Source organism: Cupriavidus sp. P-10 (genome assembly GCF_003402535.2).
Classification (GTDB): domain Bacteria; phylum Pseudomonadota; class Gammaproteobacteria; order Burkholderiales; family Burkholderiaceae; genus Cupriavidus.
In genome coordinates this window covers 1027993-1052329 of record NZ_AP025171.1, presented here as the reverse complement: position 1 = coordinate 1052329, position 24337 = coordinate 1027993, and the positions used below count along the sequence as shown (strand labels likewise).

22 protein-coding genes are annotated in these 24337 nt (G+C 66.3%); 12 read left to right on the top strand and 10 right to left on the bottom strand.

Going from position 1 to position 24337, the window contains the following annotated elements:
- The first annotated feature begins 99 nt into the window (after positions 1 to 99).
- Positions 100 to 369: a BrnT family toxin gene (locus tag CTP10_RS21875; protein ID WP_116321204.1), complete on the top strand. Its 270-nt coding sequence runs from the start codon at positions 100 to 102 to the stop codon at positions 367 to 369.
- Entirely contained in the window at positions 353 to 703 is a 351-nt protein-coding gene (locus CTP10_RS21870; protein ID WP_116321205.1) for a BrnA antitoxin family protein, read from the top strand. Before CTP10_RS21875 ends, CTP10_RS21870 begins: the two co-directional genes overlap by 17 nt.
- Before the next feature lie 7 nt (positions 704 to 710).
- Here the strand turns inward: CTP10_RS21870 and CTP10_RS21865 are convergent, their stop codons facing one another.
- From CTP10_RS21865 to CTP10_RS21855, 3 genes are all read right to left on the bottom strand, one after another.
- Positions 711 to 1259 (bottom strand): TetR/AcrR family transcriptional regulator, encoded by a 549-nt coding sequence (locus tag CTP10_RS21865; RefSeq protein WP_116321206.1) that lies wholly within the window; start codon positions 1257 to 1259, stop codon positions 711 to 713.
- 120 nt (positions 1260 to 1379) lie between these two features.
- A complete protein-coding gene (locus CTP10_RS21860) occupies positions 1380 to 2771 on the bottom strand; it encodes a dihydrolipoyl dehydrogenase (protein ID WP_116321207.1) in 1392 nt (463 codons plus the stop codon).
- A 169-nt stretch (positions 2772 to 2940) separates the two neighbouring features.
- Entirely contained in the window at positions 2941 to 3672 is a 732-nt protein-coding gene (locus tag CTP10_RS21855; protein WP_116321208.1) for a glutathione peroxidase, read from the bottom strand.
- Positions 3673 to 3930: 258 nt separating this feature from the next.
- Between CTP10_RS21855 and CTP10_RS21850 the strand changes: the two genes are divergently transcribed.
- The gene (locus CTP10_RS21850; protein ID WP_116321209.1) at positions 3931 to 5703 is read left to right on the top strand and encodes a dipeptidase; all 1773 of its coding nucleotides are present in this window, start codon (positions 3931 to 3933) and stop codon (positions 5701 to 5703) included.
- An 82-nt stretch (positions 5704 to 5785) separates the two neighbouring features.
- Here CTP10_RS21850 and CTP10_RS21845 read toward each other — a convergent pair whose 3' ends face one another.
- Positions 5786 to 6265 carry a nuclear transport factor 2 family protein gene (locus CTP10_RS21845; protein WP_116321210.1) on the bottom strand — a complete coding sequence of 160 codons (480 nt, stop codon included), beginning with the start codon at positions 6263 to 6265 and terminating at the stop codon, positions 5786 to 5788.
- 280 nt (positions 6266 to 6545) lie between these two features.
- Between CTP10_RS21845 and CTP10_RS21840 the strand changes: the two genes are divergently transcribed.
- Both CTP10_RS21840 and ada read left to right on the top strand, forming a co-directional pair.
- Positions 6546 to 7286: a 2OG-Fe(II) oxygenase gene (locus CTP10_RS21840; protein ID WP_442875244.1), complete on the top strand. Its 741-nt coding sequence runs from the start codon at positions 6546 to 6548 to the stop codon at positions 7284 to 7286.
- Positions 7287 to 7294: 8 nt separating this feature from the next.
- Positions 7295 to 8380, top strand: coding sequence for a bifunctional DNA-binding transcriptional regulator/O6-methylguanine-DNA methyltransferase Ada (gene ada / locus CTP10_RS21835; RefSeq protein WP_271815884.1), 1086 nt, complete (start codon positions 7295 to 7297; stop codon positions 8378 to 8380).
- A gap of 22 nt (positions 8381 to 8402) precedes the next feature.
- Here the strand turns inward: ada and CTP10_RS21830 are convergent, their stop codons facing one another.
- Positions 8403 to 10160, bottom strand: a complete 1758-nt coding sequence (locus CTP10_RS21830; protein WP_116321212.1) for an FAD-dependent oxidoreductase — start codon at positions 10158 to 10160, stop codon at positions 8403 to 8405.
- 213 nt (positions 10161 to 10373) lie between these two features.
- Here CTP10_RS21830 and CTP10_RS21825 point away from each other — a divergent pair, with 213 nt between their 5' ends.
- Entirely contained in the window at positions 10374 to 11117 is a 744-nt protein-coding gene (locus CTP10_RS21825) for a YceH family protein (protein ID WP_116321213.1), read from the top strand.
- 409 nt (positions 11118 to 11526) lie between these two features.
- Complete coding sequence (locus tag CTP10_RS21820; protein ID WP_116321214.1) at positions 11527 to 12429, top strand: patatin-like phospholipase family protein; 903 nt, start codon at positions 11527 to 11529, stop codon at positions 12427 to 12429.
- A 41-nt stretch (positions 12430 to 12470) separates the two neighbouring features.
- Here CTP10_RS21820 and CTP10_RS21815 read toward each other — a convergent pair whose 3' ends face one another.
- The 4 genes from CTP10_RS21815 to CTP10_RS21800 form a co-directional block, all read right to left on the bottom strand.
- Positions 12471 to 13001: a hypothetical protein gene (locus CTP10_RS21815; RefSeq protein WP_116321215.1), complete on the bottom strand. Its 531-nt coding sequence runs from the start codon at positions 12999 to 13001 to the stop codon at positions 12471 to 12473.
- A 217-nt stretch (positions 13002 to 13218) separates the two neighbouring features.
- Complete coding sequence (locus tag CTP10_RS21810; RefSeq protein ID WP_116321216.1) at positions 13219 to 13902, bottom strand: Hpt domain-containing protein; 684 nt, start codon at positions 13900 to 13902, stop codon at positions 13219 to 13221.
- 45 nt (positions 13903 to 13947) lie between these two features.
- Positions 13948 to 14571 carry a response regulator transcription factor gene (locus tag CTP10_RS21805; RefSeq protein WP_116321217.1) on the bottom strand — a complete coding sequence of 208 codons (624 nt, stop codon included), beginning with the start codon at positions 14569 to 14571 and terminating at the stop codon, positions 13948 to 13950.
- A gap of 768 nt (positions 14572 to 15339) precedes the next feature.
- Positions 15340 to 16488, bottom strand: coding sequence for an IS110 family transposase (locus CTP10_RS21800; RefSeq protein WP_116324088.1), 1149 nt, complete (start codon positions 16486 to 16488; stop codon positions 15340 to 15342).
- A 242-nt stretch (positions 16489 to 16730) separates the two neighbouring features.
- Between CTP10_RS21800 and CTP10_RS21795 the strand changes: the two genes are divergently transcribed.
- Positions 16731 to 18623: a PAS domain-containing sensor histidine kinase gene (locus CTP10_RS21795; RefSeq protein ID WP_233528480.1), complete on the top strand. Its 1893-nt coding sequence runs from the start codon at positions 16731 to 16733 to the stop codon at positions 18621 to 18623.
- A gap of 21 nt (positions 18624 to 18644) precedes the next feature.
- On the opposite strand, the gene CTP10_RS21790 is transcribed toward CTP10_RS21795, so the two are convergent.
- On the bottom strand, positions 18645 to 19118 hold the full coding sequence (locus CTP10_RS21790) for an Lrp/AsnC family transcriptional regulator (protein WP_116323851.1): 474 nt from the start codon (positions 19116 to 19118) through the stop codon (positions 18645 to 18647).
- Positions 19119 to 19518: 400 nt separating this feature from the next.
- Between CTP10_RS21790 and hppD the strand changes: the two genes are divergently transcribed.
- The 4 genes from hppD to CTP10_RS21770 all read left to right on the top strand — a co-directional run bounded on the left by hppD (position 19519) and on the right by CTP10_RS21770 (position 24329).
- The gene (gene hppD / locus CTP10_RS21785) at positions 19519 to 20598 is read left to right on the top strand and encodes a 4-hydroxyphenylpyruvate dioxygenase (RefSeq protein WP_116323850.1); all 1080 of its coding nucleotides are present in this window, start codon (positions 19519 to 19521) and stop codon (positions 20596 to 20598) included.
- Between the two features lie 183 nt (positions 20599 to 20781).
- Positions 20782 to 22176, top strand: a complete 1395-nt coding sequence (locus tag CTP10_RS21780) for an amino acid permease (protein WP_116323849.1) — start codon at positions 20782 to 20784, stop codon at positions 22174 to 22176.
- A 118-nt stretch (positions 22177 to 22294) separates the two neighbouring features.
- Positions 22295 to 23491, top strand: coding sequence for an amino acid aminotransferase (locus CTP10_RS21775; RefSeq protein WP_116323848.1), 1197 nt, complete (start codon positions 22295 to 22297; stop codon positions 23489 to 23491).
- Between the two features lie 265 nt (positions 23492 to 23756).
- Positions 23757 to 24329 (top strand): 2Fe-2S iron-sulfur cluster-binding protein, encoded by a 573-nt coding sequence (locus tag CTP10_RS21770; RefSeq protein ID WP_116323847.1) that lies wholly within the window; start codon positions 23757 to 23759, stop codon positions 24327 to 24329.
- The last annotated feature ends 8 nt before the right edge of the window (positions 24330 to 24337 follow it).

The window sequence follows — 24337 nt, the reverse complement described above, 5'->3', positions numbered from 1 at the left end:
GAAAGGAGTGACTTAACTTCCGCATTTTTGCGATATCGGGTTAAGAATTTACGCTGCAGCATTAAATTTTGCCTGAGGTATTTTTTGCTGCTACAGTAAATGGACATCGAGTTTGACTTGGCGAAGGACGTCATCAACCAACACCAACATGGGTTGTCACTGGCCGCTGCTGGCCTGTTCGAATTTGGACGCGCGCTGCTGAAGACCGATACACGCAAGCAATATGGCGAGACGCGCTACATCGCGTATGGGCCAATTGGATCTCGCCTGTATTGCCTGGTCTTCACCATGCGCGGCAACACATTGCGTGCGATCAGCCTTCGAAAAGCCAATTCCCGCGAGGTGCGAGACTATGAACAGGAAAGCTAAGCTGATTACCCCGACACCCGCGGAAGACGCCGCGATCGCCCGCGGCATTGATGCCGATCCGGATGCTGTGTCGCTGTCCACAGAGCAGATCAGGCAGATGCGCCCGGCCATTGAGGTGCTTGAGCAGGCGATGGGGAAGGAGAAGGCCGAGGCACTGGTTAGGCGCCGGGGCCGCCCGGCCAAACCGGCAGGCGAGCGCAAGGTAAACCAGACACTCAGGATCGATCCGGATGTGCTCGATGCCTTTAAGGCTACCGGCAGCGGCTGGCAAACGCTGATGAACGACGCGCTGCGCGACTATGCCACGGCGCATCGTATGATGCCCCGGAGTTAAGCTGCCCTCAGCCGCCCTGCAATCGCCCCAGCAACCGCCGCCCAGCCTCGATCACCGCCGGGTCGCGGTGCATCTGGTAGCGCACGATCATGCCTTCGATGCACAGCATGGCTTCCTCCGCCACCTGTGCTGGCTGGCGCAGCCCGAGCCGCGCGGCGATATCGGCGACGAACGCCGCCAGTTCTGCCTTGTGCGCGGCAGCCTGATCGGCCGCGCGGGCATCACCGCCGACCTCGGCCACCACGTTGATAAAGGCGCAGCCGCGGAAATCCGCGGCGAACCAGTCTGCCAGCGCGTCGGCAATCACCTCCAGATGCGGGCGAGTGGCCAGGCGTGCCTCGACGTCGCCGCGGAACCAGACCATCCACTCGTCATGGCGCCGGTCCAGGAAGGCCGAGATCAGGTCGTTCTTGGAGGCGAAATGCCGGTACAGCGACATCTTGGCCACACCCGACTCGGCAATGATCCGGTCGATGCCGGTGGCGCGATACCCCTCCTGGTAGAACAGGCGGGCGGCGGTGTCCAGGATGCGGTCGCGGGCGGAGGGGTTGGCCATGGGGGCGCGGCGAAAGACAAGTGAGGGAAATCAATAGCAGGGCCGGCGGCGAGGTAGCGCAAGCCGGCCTGCATAAGGAATACTATGACAGACAGACCTGTCTAGCAACCAAGGTAACGTTCACGCCGCAAGCTTGGCCGCCGCGTCGCGCAGCGCCGTGCGCAGCCCCTCTTCCACCACCGGGTGGTAATACGGCATGCCAAGCATCTGCTCGATGGTCAGCCCCTGCTGGTATGACCACGCCAGCAAGTGCGCGATATTCTCCGCACGCGGGCCGATCCATTCCGCCCCGAGGAAGCGGCCGCTCGCCTTGTCCGCGTAGACATGCATCAGCCCGCGGTTTTTCAGCATGACGCGGCTGCGGCCCTGGTCCTCGAAGCTGACCTCGCCGGTGACGAAGCTGCCGTCAGCCAGATCGGCGTGGCGCTGGCCAACCATCGCGATCTGCGGGTCGGAGAACACCACTGCCAGCGGCGCCCGGCGCGCCAGCCGCTTTACTTGCGGATAGCTGGCGGCGTTCTCGCCGGCGGCCTTGCCCTCGTCCGCGGCTTCGTGCAGCAGCGGCAGGATATTGTTGGCATCGCCCGCGATAAACACCGGGGAATTGCCGCACTGGAGCGTTTCCGGGTCGAACACAGGCACACCACGCTGGTCCAGCGCCAGGCCGGTGTTTTCCAGGCCGAGGCCGCGCACGTTCGGCTCGCGGCCGGTGGCGGCCAGCGCGTAGTCGAAGCGCTCGGTCACCCTGCGCCCTTCGCGGTCGGCATAGGTCATCACCACCTGGTCGCCGTCGCGGCCCATTTCGCTCACCCTGGCGTGCGGGTCGAGGTAGAACTCGTCGTTGAATGCCTTGGCCGCATAGTCGCGGATCACCGGATCGGTCAGCGGCCCGAGCGAACCGCTGACGCCAAACACGCGCACCCGCACGCCAAGGCGCGACAGCGCCTGGCCAAGTTCCAGCCCGATCACGCCCGGGCCGAACACCACCACGCTGCCCGGCAGGTCTTCCCATGCGAACACATCGTCATTGACGATGAGGCGGTCGCCAAACGCCTGGAACGGTGCCGGCAGCGCAGGCTTTGAGCCGGTGGCGATGACCACGCGGCTGGCGCGCACGGTCGTGTGGCCGTCGACCTCCAGCGTGGTGTTGTCGATAAAGCGGGCGTAGCCACGGAGCCGGTCGGCTTCCGGGATATTCTCGACGCCGCGTACGACAAAGCCGACAAAGCGGTCCCGCTCGCTGCGCACGCGGGCCATGACCTCGCGGCCGTCGATGCGAACCTGGCCATCCACGTGCACGCCAAACGGCGCGGTATGGCGCAGTTCGTGCGCGGCCTCGGCGGCAGCGATCAGCAGCTTCGAAGGCATGCAGCCCACGCGGGCGCAGGTCGTGCCGTACTGGCCGCCTTCGATGATCAAGGCGCGCTTGCCGGCGGCGATCGCAGCCCGGTAGGCAGCAAGGCCGGCAGTGCCTGCGCCGATCACGGCGACGTCGGTCTGGATGGTAGTCATGGCGTGCGGTTCCTTGGTTGTCATGGCGTGAATCAGGGATCAATCAGCGGGCTGGATGGCACCGCCCTGCCCTTTGCCAGCAATTGCGGGCAAGACGGTGCCATCGGGTCCGGCGACTGCCGGTCCGCGCAAGCGGCAGAGAAGGGATTTGAGCGGTTTAGTTGGCCACTCAGCTGGCCAGGTACTGCTGCAGCGCCTCGGCGCCGCCGACCAGCTTGCCGTTGATGAAGACCTGCGGCGCGGTCATCTCGCCCGACACGGCGCCCAGCACCTTGCCGCGCACCTTGTTGTCCAGCGGCACGTCGATGTAGTCGAAGCCGTTGTCGTCGAGCAGCTGCTTGGCCTTGGCGCAGAACGAGCAGCCCACCTTCGAGAACACCACCACTTGGTCAGGCTTGCGCGCGCCCGGAGCGATGTGGTTCAGCATGGTGTCGGCGTCGGAGACCTTGAACGGGTCGCCCGGCTCTTCCGGCTCGATGAACATCTTCTCGACCACGCCGTCGCGCACCAGCATCGAATAGCGCCAGCTGCGCTTGCCGAAGCCCAGGTCGGCCTTGTCCACCAGCATGCCCATGCCTTCGGTGAATTCGCCGTTGCCGTCGGGGATCATGGTGATGTTTTCCGACTCCTGGTCCTTGGCCCACTCGTTCATCACGAAGGTGTCGTTGACCGACACGCACAGGATGTCGTCGACGCCGTGCCTGGCGAACACCGGCGCCAGTTCGTTGTAGCGCGGCAGGTGGGTGGACGAACACGTCGGCGTGAAGGCGCCCGGCAGAGAAAACACGGCCACGGTCTTGCCGCTGAACAGTTCGCCGGTGGTGATGGTCTTCCACTCGTTGTCCTGACGGACGCGGAACGAAACATTGGGAACGCGTTGGCCTTCACGGGATTGCAGCATCGGAATCACTCCTTGGTCTGGATTCATTCGGTTGTTTCGGCTGCGTGTTGCAGCGAAGGCCTCATTCTGTCGACCGCGATGTGATTTGTACAATTCATCGTTTCAACCGAAACGATTGCCTTATTCTATGATGACGGCATAGGAATCCGCTATTGCGGCCTGGGACACACCCCGCGCGCGCACTGCACGGCATATTTCTTCGGCAAACCCCTGTGAGTGCCCTATCATGCGGCATCCAACCTGACTCCCTGCTTCGCAATGACCAGATCTTGCCGCCCGCACCACCGGCCGACGCCTCGCCGGTGGGCTGCCCTGCTTGCGCTATCGCTCCTGATCGCGCACCCGGGGCAGGCGCAAACCCTGAAGAAGCCGGCGCTCGATGCGCTGGTCAGCAGCACCCGCGCGGCCGCGCCGGCCGACCTGCAGGCCTTCATGGCGGCCGCCGCCAGGGCGGAACCTTCGGTCGCCCCGGCCGTGGCTGCCTGGCAGGCCAAGGCACCGCTGGCTGGCGAGAACCTGGTCAATGTCGGACGCCTGCTGGGCGTCTACAACCGCGTCCGCAACGAGGCCGCGGTGATCGACACCATCGGCAAGATGGTGGCGCTGCGCACCGTGCGCGATGAAAAGATCGCCCAGCACGATAACCCCGCCATCGTGGAGTTCGGCAAGATGGTGGAAGGCATGGCGCGCGACTTCGGGCTGGCCTACCGCAACGTGGACAACCGCGTGTTCGAAGTCACGCTGCCTGGCGGCAGCAAGGATACCTTCGGCATCCTGACCCACGCCGACGTGGTTCCGGCCGTGGCCGAGGAATGGGTGCTGGAGGACGGCACCCGCCTCGATCCGTTCCGGCTCACGCGCGTGGGCGACACGCTCTACGGGCGCGGCACCATCGACGACAAGGGCTCGATCGCGGCCGTGCTGTATGCGATGAAGACCGTCAAGGAAAGCGGCGTGCCGCTGGAGCGCACCATCCGCCTGATGATCGAAACCACCGAGGAGACCGGCGGCGACGGCATGAAGTACTACCGCCAGCACACCACGCTGCCGGAGTACAACATCGTGCTCGACAGCAAGTACCCGGCCGTGGTCGCGGAGAAAGGCGCCGGCACGCTGACCGTCTCGTTCGGCATCAAGTCCGCCGACGGCAAGGCTGAACGCGGCAAGGGAGACGACAAGGGCCCCGCTATCGTGGCCATGCGCGGCGCAGCCTCGGCCAACGCCATTCCCGAGACCGCCACCGCGCGCATTGCCGGCGGCGATGCCGCCGCCGTGGCCGCGGCGCTCGAGCAGGCCAAGGCGGATTTCGTGCGCCGCAATGCGCCACGCGGCAAGTTCTCGATCGACGTGAAGCGCGAGGGCAATGAAGTCGAGGTCAAGGTCACCGGCGCTTCCGCACACGGTTCGCGCCCGGAAGAAGGCGTCAACCCGCTGCCGCGGCTGGCGCTGTTCCTGCAGGCCAGCGGCGTCCGCTTTGCCGACAACCACTACCTGAACGCGGTGCGCTACCTGAACGACCTGTATGGGCTGGACTACCTCGGCACCAGGATGGAGGTGGCGTATCGCGACGCCTTCATGGGTCCGCTGACGATGTCGCCCACGCTGGTGCGCGAGCGCGGCGAGTATGTCGACGTGGTCACCAATGTGCGCATGCCGCGCGGCCGCACGCCCGACGAGCTGGGTGCCCGGATCACCAAGCGCATCTTCGGCTGGGCCGCGACGCACGGGCCGGTGGAGATCAAGTACGACCAGGGCAACTGGATGGCGCGCGACCCCAAGGGCGCCTGGCTGTCCACGCTGCTCAATATCTTCGGCGACACCACCGGGCTGGAAGCCAAGCCGGTCGCCACCGCGGGCAGCACCACCGCCAAGCTGATGCCCAACGCGATCAACTTCGGGCCGGCGATGCCGGGCAAGAAGTACACCGCGCACAATGCGCGCGAGTACAAGGAAGTAGCCGACCTGAACCTCGACATGCAGATGTTCACGGAAATGCTGGTGCGGATCGGCAACCTGGACAAGATGCAGTAAGGCTGTGCAGACCCGCAAGCCGCTGGCTTTCTCCCCTCTCCCGCGCGCGGGAGAGGGGAGAAAAGCAACAGCGGTTTTTCGCTTACAGGCCCAAATCGCTCAACCCCGAATGCCCGTCCGGGCGCCGCCCCAGCGGCCAATGGAACTTGCGGTCCGCCTCGCGGATCGGCGCATCGTTGATGCAGGCGAAGCGGCGCCGCATCAGTCCCGCCTCATCGAATTCCCAGTTCTCGTTGCCATACGACCGGTACCAGTTGCCGGAATCGTCATGCCATTCATAGGCAAAGCGCACCGCGATGCGGTTGCCGTCATGCGCCCATAACTCCTTGATCAGGCGGTAATCCAGTTCCTTCTGCCACTTGCGCTGCAGGAACGCGACGATATCGGCGCGGCCGTTGACGAACTCGGCACGGTTGCGCCAGGCGCTGTCGACGGTGTAGGCCAGCGCCACGCGCTCCGGGTCGCGGCTGTTCCAGCCGTCCTCGGCGGCGCGGACCTTGGCGATGGCGGAATCGTGGGTGAACGGCGGCAGTGGCGGGCGGATTTCGGGTTGGGCGGACATCGGGTTTCTCCTGCAAGGCAAAGGATGTTCGGGTTGGCGGCCTGCTTGCCTCTCGACAATGATACAGACCTGTCTCATTATTTGTAGACAGACCTGTCTTGTCAAGGCAATTTGTTGTGCAGAATTCAAAAGCAAGACCCGGAGTGCCACGGCGACCGACGCGACCTAAAGTGGGCACCATGCAAGCCAAAACCGGAGAACGGCAGTGACAATCAAGCAGGCACAGCGCCCCCAGGCATACGCGACGGCGGTAAGCGGACCGCGCCGCCCCGTGCCGGACCTGCGGGAAGACAGGCGCCAGTCGCCAGGGCACGCGCCCGTCGGAGTGCGCGTCGATGGCGTCGACTGGCCCACGCTGGAGCGCGGCCTTGATGACTACGGCTGCGCCGCCATCCGCGGCCTGCTGGCCGAAGCGGAATGCCGGGCGCTCGCTGCGCGCTACGAGCAGGAGGGGCTGTATCGCTCGCGCATCGTGATGGCGCGGCACGGCTTCGGCCAGGGCGAGTACAAGTACTTTGCCTATCCCTTGCCCGACATCGTCGGCGCCTTGCGCACGGCGCTGTACCCGCACCTCGTGCCCGTTGCCAACCGCTGGAACGCCGCGATGGGCATCGACACGCGTTACCCCGCGGTGCACGCGGACTACCTGGCGCGTTGCCACCAGGCAGGCCAGTCGCGTCCCACGCCGCTGCTGCTGCGTTACGGCCCCGGCGACTACAACTGCCTGCACCAGGACCTGTACGGCGAACATGTTTTTCCGCTGCAGGTGGCGGTGCTGCTGTCCGAGCCCGGACGCGATTTCACTGGCGGGGAGTTCGTAATGACCGAGCAGCGCCCGCGCATGCAGTCTCGAGCCGAAGTGGTGTCGCTGCGCCAGGGCGACGCGGTGGTGTTCGCCGTCAGCCAGCGGCCGGTGCAAGGCAGCCGGGGCAGCTACCGGGTAAACCTGCGCCATGGCGTCAGCCGGCTGCACGCGGGCCAGCGCTACACGCTCGGCATCATCTTCCACGACGCCAGCTGAGCAACGACATGCCTGTATCCATGCCAAGACCGCGCCGCAATACCGGCAGCGCCACCGCCATCGAGAACGACCCGCGCTGGGCGCGCGTGCTGGCGCGCGATCCCGCCGCCGACGGCAGCTTCGTCTACGCGGTCAAGACCACCGGCGTCTATTGCCTGCCCAGCAGCCCGTCGCGGCTGCCGCATCCGGCCAATGTCGAGTTCTTCGACAACGCCTCGGCGGCCGAAGCCGCCGGTTACCGGCCCAGCCGCCGCGCCGCGCCGCCCGCGCTGGCCGCGCAGCACGCCGCCATCGTGGCCGACGCATGCCGCCGCATCGAGGCCGCCGACACCTTGCCTACGCTGCCCGGGTTGGCGCGTGCCGCCGGCGTCAGCCCCTATCACTTCCACCGGCTGTTCAAGGCCGCCACCGGCCTGACCCCGCGCGCCTACGCGGCCGCACACCGTGCCAGCAAACTGCGCACGCAGCTGGGCAGCAGCGAATCGGTGACCGAAGCCATCTACGACGCCGGCTTTGGCTCCAACAGCCGCTTCTACGAAACCGCGGACGCGGTGCTCGGCATGACGCCGTCGCGCTATCGCGCGGGCGGTGCCGACACCGATATCCGCTTCGCCATCGGCCAATCGGCGCTGGGCGCGATCCTTGTCGCGCAGAGCGACCGCGGCGTCTGCGCGATCCTGCTGGGCGACGATCCGCAGGGACTGCTGCAGGATCTGCAGGACCAGTTCCCGCGCGCCAACCTGATCGGCGGCGACGCGCGGTTCGAGCAACTGGTGGCGCAGGTGGTCGGCTTTGTCGAGGCGCCATCGACCGGGCTGGCGCTGCCGCTGGACGTGCGCGGCACCGCCTTCCAGCAGCGCGTCTGGCAGGCGCTGCAAGAGATCCCGCCGGGCAGCACCGCCAGCTATGCCGAGATCGCGGCCCGCATCGGCGCGCCGCGGGCGGTGCGAGCAGTGGCGCAGGCCTGCGCGGCCAATCACCTGGCGGTCGCGATTCCATGCCATCGCGTGGTACGCAGCGATGGCGCCCTGTCCGGCTACCGTTGGGGCGTGGCGCGCAAGCGCGAACTGCTTGAGCGCGAAGCGCAAGGCTAGGCGCGTGCCCTGGGTACTTGCGCTATCGGGCCGCCGCCAGCTGGGCCTTCGCCAGGTAATCGTGGATCTGCGCCACCACCGCGGCGCCCTCGCCCACTGCGGCCGCGACGCGCTTGGTCGAGCCCGAGCGCACATCGCCGATGGCGAACACGCCCGGCACGCTGGTCTGCAGCGGATACGGGACCGCCGCGGCGCAACCGAGGTCGCCGCCTCCGGTGCGCACGAAGCCCTTGTCGTCGACCTCGACATGGCAGGTGCGTAGCCAGGCCGCGTTGGGGTCCGCGCCGATGAACAGGAACAGGTGGCGCACGTTCATTTCCACCGGCGTCGGGCTTTCGCCCGGCGCGTCGTAGCGCACCCGCGACAGCCAGCCGTTGCCCGTCAGCGCGGTGATGTGCGCATGGGTATGCAGCGTGACGTTGCGCAGCGAACCAATGCGGTCGATCAGGTAGCGCGACATGGTCGCGGCCAGCCCGGGCCCGCGCACCAGCATATGCACGTGCGCGGCATTGGATGCCAGGTAGACCGCCGCCTGCCCGGCTGAATTGCCACCGCCGACCAGCATCGCGGGCTCGTTGCGGCACAGCTTGGCCTCCACCGGCGAAGCCCAGTAGTAGACGCCGCGTCCCTCGAAGCGCTCCAGCGCTTCAATGCCGGGCCGGCGGTATTGCGCGCCGGTGGCGATCACTACGGTATGGGTCGGGATCATGCGTCCGTCGACAAGCTCCAGCTGGATTGGATCGGCGCCGCAATGCAGGGCCTTCACTTCCAGCGGGATGGCGATATGCGCGCCGAACTTCAGCGCCTGCACGAAGGCGCGTCCGGCCAGTGCCTGCCCGGAAATGCCGGTGGGAAAGCCCAGGTAGTTCTCGATGCGCGCGCTGGCACCGGCCTGGCCGCCGGGCGAGCGGCAGTCGATCACCGCGACCGACAGCCCTTCGGACGCCGCATACACCGCCGTCGCCAGGCCTGCCGGCCCCGCACCCACCACGATCACGTCATAGACATGGTGCGGATCGAACTCAGGCAACAGCCCCAGGCATGAGGCCAGCTGGCCCTCATCGGGCGCGCGCAGCACGCTGCCGTCAGGGCAGATCACCAGCGGGAAGTCGCTGGCGGGCGCGTTGGCGTACTCCAGCAGCAACGAGCACTCGCCATCCACGTCCATGTCGATCACGGTGTGGGGATAGCCGTTGCGCCGCAGGAATGCCTGCAGCGCCAGCAGCAGCGGCTCGGTGCCGTGGCCGACCAGCACCGGCCCGCTGCCAAACTCGATCAGGCCCACGCGGCGCAGGATCAGGGCGCGCATGATGCGCTCGCCCAGTTCGGCCTCGGCCACCAGCAGCGCGCGCAGGCGCTCGGGCGTGATGGCGTAGCCGTCGGTGTCGGTCACGGCAATGCCGTCGACCAGTGCCGGCCGGCCGCTCAGCGTGCCGACCTCGGCCAGGAAGTGGCCCGGCCCCTGCTCGGTGATCGTGGATTCGCGGCCCAGTCCGTCTCGACGCACAAGGCGCACGCAGCCGCTGGTCACGAGGTACATGCCGCGCCCGCTCTGGCCGATCGAGAACAGTTTTTCTCCGGCGCGCCAGCGCTGCGGCGTGCCGAAGCGCTGCACCCGTGCCATGTCTTCGGCACCGAGCTTCGGGAACATCTGGTGCCAGCGCGACTCCAGCGTGGAATACGGCGCTTCCAGTCCGCCACCGTCAGGCGCTGCGCCCGCGCTGCCAGCCTCGCCGTCGGTGGCGCCCGTTGCCATCGCTTCCGCCTGCGAAATCGCCATTTCGGCCCCCCAGTGGTCGGTGCGCGCGCCAGCCGGCGGCGGCGCGGCCTATCGATAGTAGACGGCACGCCGCAGAATGCGAGGGGCGAACGGGTCGCAAGCAGCGGCGCGGCGGCCCCGGCATGGCATAGTTGCGCCTGGCGCTGCCTTGCGCTTGAATGGGAGCGCGCCGCCAGGCCGGCAGGCGCGGCCCGAGTCCACACCAGAGTCTTGATGCAACCCGATTCCGTCTCCGACGCCAGCCAGCCTGGCGAACGCCCCGCCCGCCCCGCGCCGCGGCCCCTGTCTGCAGTGGAAGGCCGCGTACTCGGCGTGCTGGTGGAAAAACAGCACACCGTCCCCGATACCTATCCGCTGTCGCTCAACGCCCTCGCGTCCGGCTGCAACCAGAAGACCGCCCGTGCCCCGGTCATGAATGTGAGCGAACCCGAGATCCTCGACGCCATCGACGGGCTCAAGCACCTGAGCCTGGTCTTCGAGGGGAGCAGCAGCCGCGTGCCACGCTTCGAGCACAATATGCAGCGCGGGCTCGGTGTACCGAGCCAGTCGGTCGCGCTGCTGGCGATGCTGCTGCTGCGCGGGCCGCAGACCGCGGCGGAGTTGCGCCTGAATACGGCGCGCCTGCACGCGTTTGCCGATATTTCGTCGGTGGAGGCTTTCCTGGAAGAACTGGCGGAGCGCGAGCCGCCCTTCGTGGTGCGTCTGGCGCGTGCGCCCGGCGCGCGCGAGCATCGCTGGATGCACCTGCTGAGCGGCGACGCCGGACTGGAAGCGGCGCAGGAGTCTGCTTACGGAGGCAGCCTGGGCGGTGCCGAAGCGGGTGCGGGGACTTCCACCGAACTGGCGCAACTGCGCGCGGAACACCAGGCGCTATCGGAAAAGGTCGCCCGGCTGCAGGCGCTGGTCGAGCATATGGCCGGCCAGCTGGGGATCTCCGCGGACGAATTCCTCGAATAGCGCGTCCCGACACCTTACGCCGCGGCCCTGCATGCCGTGTCGCGGCCGAGGGTACTGCCAGAAGGTCTGCCCCACCCCACTGCCAGCCCAACTTGGAGGTTGCGGAAAATTTCTGGCGGTTAATTGCATTTTATTGGCGAAGCATGTCCCCGGCAGCGTCAGGCCCGCGGTGCGCAGGCAGGCTTCGATCAATGCTGCTTGTGCCGGATGGTCTGGACGATCTCGCCCGCTTGCGCAACGGCCATCATGGCCGCCGCGCCGAGCCGTTGAAGCGCGCCAGGATGATGTCAGCGCGGGGAGCCATCCTGCCCAGCGGGCCCGGTGTCGCCTATGCTTTGCTAGGGTCGGGGGCACACGAGCCAACATGCAAGGGGAGACGGCGCGGACGCACCGCGCCATTACGACAGCCATGGACAAGACAGCCTTCGTATTCGCCGGCGGCGGCAGCCTCGGTGCGATCCAGGTCGGCATGCTGCGCGAGCTGGTGGCATGGGGCGTGACGCCCGACATCGTCATCGGCGCCTCGGCGGGCGCCATCAACGGGGCCTATTTCGCCTGCAACCCTGGCGTCGCCGGCGCTGGCCGCCTGGACCAGCTGTGGCGCGGCATCCGCCGCGCCGACATCATGCCGTGGGGCTGGCGCAGCGTGCTTGGCATGGTTGGAGGCAGCCGCGGCCACCTGGTCGAGTCGGCGGGCCTGCGCGCGCTGCTGGCGCGCCATTTCGGTCCGCGCCGGCTCGAAGCGGCGGAGTTGCCGCTGCATGTGGTTGCCACGGATATGCAAAGCGGGGACGAGGTGCTGCTATCCCAGGGCAATATCGTCGATGCGGTGCTGGCCAGCGCCGCCATTCCCGGCGTGTTCCCGCCGGTGCAGTTCGAAGGCCGCACGCTGATCGACGGCGGCGTGGCCAACAATACACCGGTATCCACCGCGGTCGCCCTCGGCGCCACCCGCGTGATTGTGCTGCCCGCCGGCTTTACCTGCGCCGAGCGCCGGGCGCCGCGCGGCGCGCTCGAGCATGCCTTCAATGCGCTGTCGCTGCTGGTAGCACGCCAGTTGGTGAACGACCTGCAGCACTTTGCCGACCGCGCGTATATCAGCGTGGTGCCGCCGCTGTGCCCGCTCGATATCTCGCCCTACGACTACACACGCTGCGGCGAGCTGATCGACCGTGCCGCCGCCACCACCGCCCAATGGCTGCAGGGCAATGGCCTGGATAGTCGCCATGTCCCGGGCGCGCTGCACGTCCACTCGCACGATGACGGTGCGCCCAGCTGCAGCACCGATCTTCCGGCGGCCGCCCCGCACTGACGCGTCCCGCGTGGCGTAGAAAGGGCCAGCCGGGGCCGGCTTCAGGGCAACCGCGCCAGCAGCCGGTCGCGCCATGTGGGTGGCAGCGCCAGCCGGCCTTGTGCGCCCCCCGCCTGGGATGCATAGACCAGCGCGTGGCCGTCCCAGCTCACGTGTACCGGACCGACGCTGGTGATGGTGCGATGGGCCAGCAAGCCCTCGCGCCCTTCCCCGCGTGCCGTACCGCGCCCGTCGCCATAGACGCGCAGCAGCAGCCGGTCATGGCGCAGGTAGCAGAATTCGGCGGCGTAACGCGCAGCCGCATCCACCGCCGGCAGGTGCCGGCAGTTGTGGGCACCGGCACGCTCCCAGGCGCCGTGCCCGTAGACGATCGCGGTCCAGATGGCGCCGAGCGCGACCAGCCGGCCAAATGCGACGCGCACCAGGCGCTGCGCCCGTTCGCGGCGCCCCTCGCGCGTGGCCAGCACCTGCAGGATGGCGCGGCCGGTAAAAAACGACAGCAGCAGCAGCGCCACCGCGGCCAGGTGGAAGTAGAAGGCCGATTCCGGCAATGCCGCCAACGCATGGTTCATGACCCGTTCCCGGAAAATGACGGCGCCGGTGCCCGGGGGAATCCTGGCGGAAAATTGCCGCGCCAAAATCCATCCATGACCGCGCCGAATGAATCGGCAGCATTCATTACCGGATATTCAGGATACCCAGCCGCCGTTAATCCAGAATAATCGAGCGGCGCGCTTGCGCCAATCCGGAAAATTACCGTGCCTGATAATCACGCCAATTGGCCCGGCATTATGTCCTGGCCGCCAGTGCCGTCAGCAGTCCAACCAGCCGCACGCAGGTCGGCTCGAAGATCGCGCGGAGTGCCGCGACCGTGCCGGCATCGCCGCTGCGGGCAGCGTCCTCAATGCGTTGTGCCAGCACGCGCAACGTGTCGCAACCGACATAATGCGCCGACGATTTCATCCGATGCGCAATGCTGCCGCATGTTTCCAGGTTGGTGCCGGCGCCGCGCAGTTGTGCCAGGTCAGCCTGCGCCGACATCACCAGCGCCTGCAGCAATTCGTCCGCGAAGGCCGCATCGCCGAAGGTCTGCGCGGCAATCGCAGCGGGGATCGCGGCCGCCTCGTACGCGGGCAGCGCAACGTAGTGGCGCTCGGCCAGCATCGCGAGAATCGCCGCCTCGGTTGCCGGCACCGGCAATCGGGCCACGAAGGCACCATGTTCCGAGCGCTCCCCCGGCGGGACCGCGACCGCGCACAACGCGCCGACGGCATGCCAGCCTTCCAGCAGCGTTGGCGGCACGGGCGTGCCGGGCCCGGCGATCACCAACCCGACCTTGCCAGCCGATGCCGGCGCAAGCGCCGCTGCCGGCGCGGCCGCCTGCGGTGCAAATCCCAGCCGCTGCAGCAGCGCCGCCAGGCTGGCGGCCCACTGTCCGTCGTGGAGCGCGGCAAACAGAAGCGCGCCGGTCATGGCAGCGCGCCCCCGGACGATGCAAAAGAAACCAGGTTCGCCATGCTAGCCGATTGCAATATGGTGGCGCCGCGCAAAATCGATGACATCCACAAGCGAGCGCGCCCCGAGTTTTTCCATGATCCGCGTCTTGTGGGTACTGACGGTCTTGTTGGAAATAAACAGGGCTTCGCCGATTTCCTTGTTGCTCATGCCTTTGGCCAGCATTTGCATGATAATCAGCTCCTTGTCCGACAGGCTGGCCAGGCGCACTGCCTCATCGCCGAACTCAGATTTGCCGCGTTCGAGTTCGGGCATCACGGTATAGCCGGCCAGCACCGACTCGGCGCAGCGCACGATTTCCGCCAGTTCCTGGGTCTTGCTCACGTAGCCATGCGCGCCGGCCTGGCGCGCGCGCGGGGCAAAGGTATTCTGGTCCTGGCCCGAGATCACCAGGATGCGCACGCCCGGATGCACGGCCATCAGACGGGGGATCACTTCAAGGCCGTTGATCTTCGGTATGTCCAGGTCGAGGATCACCACGTCCGGCGCATACTGCCGCACGATTTCCACGGCGGCCTGGCCGTTGTCCGCTTCCAGTACATGCGTGATGCCTAGCACCTGGGACAAGTGGGTCTTGAGGACGATTCGCACGGGCGGATGATCGTCGACGATCAGGATAGTGGCCACTGCATTCCCTCCATAGCAAACTTTTTTGTGCCCGCGTGAAGCGGCACGCAGTCAGGCGTTGCAGCATTGTGCTCAGCATTTGCTCACGAATACACCTGAAGCTTCCGAGGTGCGCCACGAATCTTCCCAACATTCCTGAACTGGCAATTAGCTGTCCCATTTGTCCCATGCAATCACGTGCATCGGCCGCGGCCGATGCAGTGCTAATGGAGAGCACATGCATCGCGATCCGCAAGGCGAATCATAGCGCCGCGGTTGCGCTTGCAAATGTACCGAGGGCTCACCCGCGATACGTTCCGTCGGCTGGAGGGCGGCAAAACCTCGCGCTGCAGGTGAGGTAATGGCAGCGCGTTAGGCAATATCTCCATTCGATTCGGAAATTTCCACAAGCACTTTCGGAGTCGTCTGAATGAGGTGGCGCAGCGAGGCTCCTTCTATGAACAGTGGTTTGTCAAATCCTTTTGCAGAACTGGCTAAGTCGACCGGGCGATCGAACATTCCTACTTTGGTAGGTGCATAGGTCTGAAGTCCGTTTGTGTGCGCGCGTCAGACGTGACGTCCGACCACCTTCTATCCGCCGGCGCTTGGCCGGCCTCATCCTGCATGCGCATTACGCCGGAATCATCAACCAGGAACAAATGCCCCATCTAGATAAATCGGTTGCTTCAGCAACCCAGGAGCCTAACGGGCATGTTCACCTCAGACCGTTTGTGCTTGCGTAGTTGCCCTGACCGAGCGTTACCTCTTTCCTGCAAGCTTTTAGGAGGCCTATGCCGACTTCAGCCGTGCGCCTTCGGGAATCTCACCGTCTTTCAGATAGCGCCACAGCGCAATGGCCAGTCGCCGTGCGACTGCAACGATCGCGATACGCCGGGCGCGCCGGTTTGGTCCCGTGCTCTGGGTGCGCTCGTTGAACCAGCGCGTGAGTGCGCTGTCGGGCTGGTAGCGGAGCCAGCACCATGCCATCTCGATCAGTAACGCGCGCACTCGTCGGTTCCCCTGTTTGCTAATGCCCTGGTCGACCTGGCTCTCGCCGCTGTCGTAAGGCTGGGGCACCAGCCCCGTACAGGCACCCACTTGGCGCCGGTTGCCGAACTCCCTCCAGAACAGTTCGAGCGCGAGGCGTGACGCGCCCACTTCGCCAATTCCTTTCAGGCGCGCCAGGTTATCGCGTCGCTGGCACGCGGGTGCGGGCAGGCTTGCCTGCCGCGTCTTCTCCAGCGCCGCGAGTTGCTGCTGCGCTAGCGCCAGCCGATCGCACTCGCGCAGCAGCCGCTCGCGCATTTCGGGCGGCAACGGCGCGCCGTCGTGACACTTCACCTCGTCACGGGCGAGCCGGCCGGCGAAGTGCCTGTGATGCACCTCATCCCAGCAGCCGAAGGTGGCCAACAGTTTGCGCATGCGGTCGCAGTGCTGCAGCACTTCCTTCTGCAGTTGCCCGCGATCGCGCATCAGGTGCCGCGACGCTTCGTCCTGCGGGGATGGCACGTGAACGACGTGCATGCGGTCGCGCTCGCCGCGTAGCCAGGCGCGCAGGCTGATCACCAGCTTGATGACATCGAGCCGGTCGGTCTTCGCGCGCCGCTTGTGGCGTTCGACCGGAATGCTGGCCGGATCGATGACGTAGCACTCGATGCCGCGTGCCTGAAGCGCGCGACAGATCCAGAACCCGTCCTGGCCTGCCTCGTAGCTTATGACGACGCGCACACCTGCTGGCAGCGACCACTTGTCTTTGTGTTGTTCGATTAGCTCCATGACGGCCTGCAGACGCGCTGAGGCTTGCGGCTGCGCGACGGTATGCACCGCAGGCTTCTCGCGGTGCCCGTCGTGTAACGCCACTTTCCACTTCGCGGCCGCCAGTTCGAGCGACACCGCCAACACCCGCTCCTCGGTACCCGTGGTCTGATCTGTACGCATGATGCTCTCCTGTGAGCCAAGCACGACACGCTGATTTTAGGTATGGGCGCTTGTCGATGGCTCCCTCTATCTCATAGGATCTAGAGTGAATACCAGCCGTATTTTCCTGGTTCACCTTGCCCCCTCTGTCCTGCCTGTCCTGCCTGTCTCGCTTGCCGGTCCGTTCGAAATCCCTCCGCACGGCACCCCTCGCCCGGTCGCAACCCCGCCACGCAAGCGCCGCGTTATACCGTTGGGCAGCGATGCTCCTGATCGCCTTCTCGACTGGTGCCACGGGCCAGACCATGGCGCCCGTGTACGCCACCCCGTTGGCCCATGAACGCCTGTACGGCTGGGCCGCGATGCTGTTCTGCGGCCTCAGCGCATGCCTGCTGGCATGGATCGCCGTGCTCCACCGCGAGGTGCGCCGGCGCCGCGCCGCCGAGAGCGCGCTGAAGGACCACATTGCGATCCAGTCGGCGCTGCTCGACGGTATCCCGCAGCCGGTCTACCTGCGCGATGCCTCGCTGCGCCTCATCACGTGCAACCGCAACTATGAGGAACTCGTCGGCGCCACGCGCAGCATGCTTCGCGGGCAGCCGCTCGATGCGCCAGGCCATGCGCATCCCATCGTCACCGACATGGCCGAACTGGCGCGCGACTACCGCAAGGTCCTCGACGAGGGCGAGCCGCTGCGCAAGGACCGTTGCCTGCTGCTCAACGGGCGCAGCCATCATGTCCTGAACTGGGTTACCCCGCTGCGGGGCGCTGACGGCAAGGTCAAGGGCCTCGCGGGCGGCTGCGTCGACCTGACCGAGCGCCACGACATGCTGGCCGAACTGGCGCACGCCAAGGCCGAGGCCGAGGCCGCCAACCGCGCCAAGTCCACCTTCCTGGCTTCGGTCAGCCATGAGATCCGCACGCCGATGAACGCCATCACCGGCATGCTGGAACTGACGCTGGCGCAATGCCAGTTGCCCGACCACCAACGCCTGCAACTGGTGACCGCGCATGAGTCGGCGCTCGGCCTGCTGGCACTGATCGACGACATCCTCGACCTGTCCAAGATGGAAGCCGGCAAGTTCAGCATCCACCCGGCACCCGCGTCGCTGCCGGCGCTGATCAAGGACACCTTGCTGATCTTTGGCCCTGTGGCCGGGCAGAAGGGGCTGGCGCTGACCAGCGAGCTTGGCACTGGCGTGGCGCCGCTGCACCAGGTCGACGGCCTGCGCTTCCGGCAAATCCTGGGCAACCTGGTGTCCAACGCAGTGCGCTTCACCGACCGCGGGGCGATCCGGGTCCGGCTGGAAGCCGAGCCAGCCGCCGACGGCAAGCAGGCCGTGACGCTGGCCGTTGCGGATACCGGCATCGGCATACCACCCGAAGCGCAGGCGCGGCTGTTCGAGCCGTTCGTGCAGGTACACGACCAGTCGCGCACCCATGCAGGCGGCACCGGGCTCGGCCTGGCGATCTGCCAGCGCCTGGCGAGCGCGATGGGCGGACGGATCTCGTTGTCCAGCCAGCCGGGCCACGGCACGCGCGTGACGGTGTCGCTGGCGCTGGCGCTGGCCGACGCCGTCGCGGCCTCGCCGGCGCAGCCTGTGCCGGTGCCAGGCTGCGCGCGTTGCCACGCCCGCATCCTGGTGATCGACGACCATGCGCCCAACCGCCTGCTGCTGCAGCGCCAGCTGGAGTACCTGGGCCACCATGTGGCGACCGCCGGGGACGGCCGCGACGGGCTGGCCAGGCTGGATGGCGCCGTGTTCGATGTCGTCGTCTGCGACTGCGCGATGCCGGTGATGGACGGCCTGGCCTTCGCGCGCGCGGTGCGGGCCCGCGATGGCGCCGCCCGCGATGTGCCGATCGTCGGCTGCACCGCCAGTGCCGTGGCGGAAGACCACGCCGCGGCGCTGGCTGCCGGCATGAATGCGGTGATCGTCAAGCCGGTGGGGCTGCAAGCCCTGTACGAAGCAGTGGCGCGCGCCTGCAGCGGTTGCCGGCCGCCGCGGCCGGCGATGACGGTGCATGTGGCGCCATCCGACCTGCCCGCTACGGATGCGCCGGACGCCAACAAACCCGGCTCATGCCCCGCGTGGTGCGCCATATGCCGCGAGATGAACGTGGCATGCGACCGGACCGGCAACGGCCCGGAGTGACGGAAACACCGACGCGCGGTTTCAGGCTTCCACCGGCACGGCGCTGGTGCACTTGATCTCGTCCAGGCAGACGCTGGATTTGACCGCGCTGACGCCCGGGATGCGCATCAGCGTATCGAGCAGGAAGTCAGACAACGCCTTCAGGTCCCTGGCGACCACCTTCAGCACGTAGTCGATATCTCCGGTCACGGAAAAGCACTCCTGGATCTGCGCGAGCTCCGCCACCAGCCGCTTGAAGTTGGACAGCTCGCGGATATGGCCACGCTCCATCGTCACATGGATGAAGGCGACCACGCCCAGGCCAAGTGCAGCGGCATCCAGCCGCGCTTCGTAGCGCTTGACCAGCCCGGCCTCTTCCAGGCGACGGTGACGCCGCAGCGTTTGTGCCGGAGACAGCGCAATTGCCTCCGCCAGCTCCAGGTTCGAGGCGCGCGCGTTCTCCTGCAATACCGCCAGCAGGCGGCGATCGGTACGGTCCAGGTCGATCGTTTGCACTTTGATTTCCTCATTTCAAAGATTTTTGCAATTGAATTTCATAATCTAGGGTTTCCCTGCGTGGCTAACGAAATCCAATTTTGCTGGCCAGAATATACACTGCATCCCAAGCCAGCGACATAAAGCCAGCGCGGCAAACAGTTTGCGCGGCACTGACTGGCGGCGGCGGCACCCGATCCGGGCAAAGTCGCCACTGCAATAATATTTCCCGACTGACCGGTTCTGAACGCCCCCATGACCATGAACCTGCCTTCCTTGCCTGGCACGCCAGGCGCCAGCGCCGATGGCGCGGAGTGCTGAACCGGAATTCCGATCTCCGGTGCGCGCCCGCCCTGCCTCACGGCACTCTGCCGGCGCCGCACCGATCCAATCACTTAACCTCCCCTCTAGTGAGAAAGCCATGGCCGACCTGTTTGACAACCCGATGCAGCTGATGGGATTTGAATTCGTTGAATTCGCCTCGCCCACCCCCAACGTGCTCGAGCCGCTGTTCGAGCAGATGGGCTTTACGCTGGTGGCAAAGCACCGCTCCAAGGATGTGGTGCTGTACCGCCAGGGCGAGGTGAATTTCATCGTCAACCGCGAGCCGAACAGCCACGCCGCCTACTTTGCCGCCGAACACGGCCCGAGCGCCTGCGGCATGGCTTTCCGCGTCAAGGATTCGCACAAGGCCTACGCCCGCGCGCTGGAACTGGGCGCCCAGCCGGTTGAAATCCCGACCGGCCCCATGGAACTGCGCCTGCCTGCTATCAAGGGCATCGGCGGCGCGCCGCTGTACCTGATCGACCGGTTCGAGGAAGGCAAGTCGATCTATGACATCGACTTCGAGTTCGTCGAAGGCGTCGACCGCCACCCGGTTGGCCACGGCCTCAAGCTGATCGACCACCTGACGCACAACGTCTACCGTGGCCGCATGGCTTATTGGGCCAACTTCTACGAAAAGCTGTTCAACTTCCGTGAAATCCGCTACTTCGACATCCAGGGCGAATACACCGGCCTGACCTCCAAGGCCATGACCGCGCCGGATGGTAAAATCCGCATTCCGCTGAACGAGGAATCGTCCAAGGGCGCCGGCCAGATCGAAGAGTTCCTGATGGCCTTCAATGGCGAGGGTATCCAGCACATCGCCTTCCTGACCGACAACCTGATCGAAGTCATCGACAACCTGCAACTCGCAGGCGTGCCGCTGATGACCGCGCCGAACGACTATTACTACGACGCGCTGGCAACGCGCCTGCCCGGCCACGGCCAGCCCGTCGAGCAACTGAAGTCGCGCGGCATCTTGCTGGACGGCACCACGGAAGGCGGCAAGCCCCGCCTGCTGCTGCAGATCTTCTCCAAGACCGCACTGGGTCCGGTGTTCTTCGAGTTCATCCAGCGCCGCGGTGACGAAGGCTTCGGCGAAGGCAACTTCAAAGCGCTGTTCGAGTCGCTGGAACGCGACCAGATCGAGCGCGGCACGCTCAAGGTCGAGGCCTGACCGGCATCGGCCTTCCCTGACCGGCCGCCTGTGACAGGCACCAGCCGGTTCCGGTAAGCGAACCACCCACGCGGCAGTCACCCTGCCGTGCGGGTGGTGGCGTCCCCCGGCCCAAGCGTCCGAGTCAAAACAGCCAGAGGCGCGGGCCCACATTCCATGAGAATGGGTAGAGGAAACAACTGAATGCATGCAAGCAGCAATGACGGCACGCTCAAGCGTGGCCTGAAGAACCGGCATATCCAGCTGATCGCGCTGGGCGGGGCCATCGGCACCGGCCTTTTCCTGGGCATCGCCCAGACCATCAAGATGGCGGGGCCGTCGGTCCTGCTGGGCTACGCGATCGCCGGCATCGTGGCGTTCTTTATCATGCGCCAGCTCGGCGAGATGGTGGTGGACGAGCCCGTCGCCGGTTCGTTCAGCTACTTCGCCGACAAGTACTGCGGCCACTTCGCCGGCTTTCTCTCCGGCTGGAACTACTGGGTGCTGTACATCCTTGTAAGCATGGCCGAGCTGTCGGCCGTCGGCATCTACGTGCAGTACTGGTGGCCGGAAATCCCGACGTGGGTCTCGGCGCTGGTGTTCTTCCTGGTGATCAATGCGATCAACCTGTCGAGCGTGAAGTCCTTCGGCGAGATGGAATTCTGGTTCTCGATCATCAAGGTCGTGGCCATCATCGGCATGATCGGCTTTGGCGGCTACCTGCTGATGTCCGGCAATGCCGGCCCGCAAGCCAGCGTGGCCAACCTGTGGCAGCACGGCGGCTTCTTCCCCAACGGCATGGGCGGCCTGGTGATGGCCATGGCTGTCATCATGTTCTCGTTCGGCGGCCTGGAGCTGGTGGGCATTACCGCGGCGGAAGCCGATTCGCCCGAGAAGACCATTCCCAAGGCCACCAACCAGGTGATCTACCGCATCCTGATCTTCTATGTGGGCGCGCTGGCAGTGCTGCTGTCGCTGTACCCGTGGGAAAACGTGGTCACCGGCGGCAGCCCGTTCGTACTGATCTTCCATGCGCTGAACAGCAACTGGGTTGCCAACGTGCTGAACGTGGTGGTGCTGACCGCCGCGCTGTCGGTCTACAACAGCGGTGTGTACTGCAACAGCCGCATGCTGTACGGCCTGGCCCAGCAAGGCAATGCGCCCAAGGCGCTGCTCAAGGTCAACAAGCGCGGCATCCCGCTGGCGGCACTGGGCTTTTCGGCGCTGGCCACCGCGGCCTGCGTGGTGATCAACTACTTCATGCCGGGCAAGGCTTTCGAGCTGCTGATGGGCCTGGTGGTGTCGGCCCTGATCATCAACTGGGCCATGATCAGCCTGATCCACCTGAAATTCCGCGCCGACAAGCGAAAGGCCGGCCAGGCCACAAAGTTCCAGAGCTGGGGCTACCCGCTGACCAACTACCTGTGCCTGGTGTTCCTGGCCGGCATCCTGGTGGTGATGTACCTGACCGAAGGCCTGCGCCTCTCGGTCTACCTGATCCCGGTGTGGCTGGTGGTCCTTGCCATCAGCTACCTGGTGCGCCAGAAGAACGCGGCCGCCCCGCTGCAGGACGGCGTCGCCACCCAGCAACTGCGCTGACCGGCCGGCGCGGCGCCCGCAGCCCGCGGGCGCCGCCGGTTAGAATCCTTGCTGCGCGGTGCCCGGCGCCTGCCTGCGCCACGCAGCAGCCCCCTCCGACCTGATTCCATCGCATCCCATGTTCGCACACATCGAAGCCTTTCCCGGCGACCCGATCCTCTCGCTCAACGAGGACTTCCAGAAAGATCCCCGCACCGACAAGGTCAACCTGAGCATCGGCATCTATTTTGACGATGACGGCCGCCTGCCGGTGATGCAGGCCGTCGCCAAGGCCGAGGCTGCGCTGCTGGCTGACATGGGCCCGCGCCCCTACCTGCCGATGTCGGGCCTGGTGGGCTACCGCAGCGCGGTGCAGGCGCTGGTATTTGGCGAAGACTCGCCGGCGCGCGCCGCCGGCCGCATCGCCACGCTGCAGACGCTGGGCGGCTCCGGCGCGCTGCGCGTGGGCGCGGATTTCCTCAAGCGCTACTACCCACAATCGCAGGTGTGGATCAGCGACCCGAGCTGGGAAAACCATCGCGTGGTGTTCGAGCGCGCGGGCTTCACGGTCAACACCTACCCGTACTACGACGACGCCACCGGCGGCCTGAAGTTCGACGCGATGATGGACGCGCTGCGCACCATCCCCGCGCAAAGCATCGTGCTGCTGCACGCCTGCTGCCACAACCCGACCGGCGTGGACCTGAACCAGGACCAGTGGCGCCAGCTGATCGCGCTGGTCAATGCCAACAACCTGCTGCCCTTCGTCGACATGGCCTACCAGGGCTTCGGCGCCGGACTGGAAGACGATGCCTTTGCGATCCGCGAGCTGGTCGCGCAGGACGTGCCCTGCCTCGTGGCGAACTCGTTCTCGAAGAACTTCTCGCTGTACGGCGAGCGCTGCGGCGGCCTGAGCGTGTTCTGCAACACCGCGGGGGAAGCCGCCAACGTGCTCGGCCAGCTGACCGGCGCGGTGCGCGCCAACTACAGCAACCCGCCGACGCACGGCGCGCGCGTGGTGGCCAAGGTGCTGACCACGCCCGAGCTGCGCCAGCTGTGGGAGGAAGAACTGGCCCAGATGTGCGGCCGCATCGCGCGCATGCGTGAAGCGATCCACCACAACCTGCGCGACCATGTCAGCGGCGAAGCGCTGTCGCGCTACCTGACGCAGCGCGGCATGTTTACCTATACCGGCCTGACCGCCGACCAGGCCGAGCGCCTGCGCGAGCAGTACGGTGTTTACCTGCTGCGCTCGGGCCGCATGTGCGTGGCCGGCCTGAACGAGCGCAACGTGGAAATCGTGGCGAAGGCCATCGGCAGCGTGCTGAAGGGCTAAGGCCTCTGCGGCCTTACGGTCAATGCCAGGGCGGCGCCATTGTGCGCCGCCTTTTCTTTGTGCGGCCCGCGTGGCGCGAGCGTAATTTCTACAAGCCGCCGTGGAGTTCTGACGCACGCGGCGGCACCGTTCCCTCACCTCTTCCCTCCCTCTCCCGTTCCTGGCCCGCCTCGCTGCCGGGCACCGAATTTGCTGTCCTTCTTGCTGCACTGTCAGGCGCGGCGCTCTCCCCACGGTGCCGCCCCTTCCACAAAAGGCCAGCACAATGTCCGAACACAAGGACTCCACCCGGCGCGACGCCACCGCGCCTGCGGGCGCCGCCGCGCGCCCCGTCACGCTCCGTATCAACGGCCAGACCCACACCCTGCAGCTTGAGCCGCGCACCACCCTGCTCGACGCATTGCGCGAAGTGATGCACCTGATGGGCACCAAGAAGGGCTGCGACCGCGGCCAGTGCGGCGCCTGCACCGTGCTGAGCGACGGGCGGCGCATCCAGTCCTGCCTGACACTTGCTGTGATGCAGGAAGACCGCGACCTGACCACCATCGAAGGCCTGGCCGACGGTGATAGGCTGCATCCCATGCAGGCCGCTTTTGTCGCCCATGACGCACTGCAGTGCGGCTTCTGCACGCCAGGCCAGATCTGCTCGGCAGTTGGCATGCTGGCCGAAGCGCGCGCCGGCGAGGCCAGCATGGTGCAGCCGCTGGCCTCGCCCACACTTCCGCTCAGCGACGACGAGATCCGCGAGCGCATGAGCGGCAACCTGTGCCGCTGCGGTGCCTACCCCAGGATCGTCGCCGCGATCCGCGAGGTTGGCGGCAAGCAAGGCGCGCGCTGAGGCAGCGG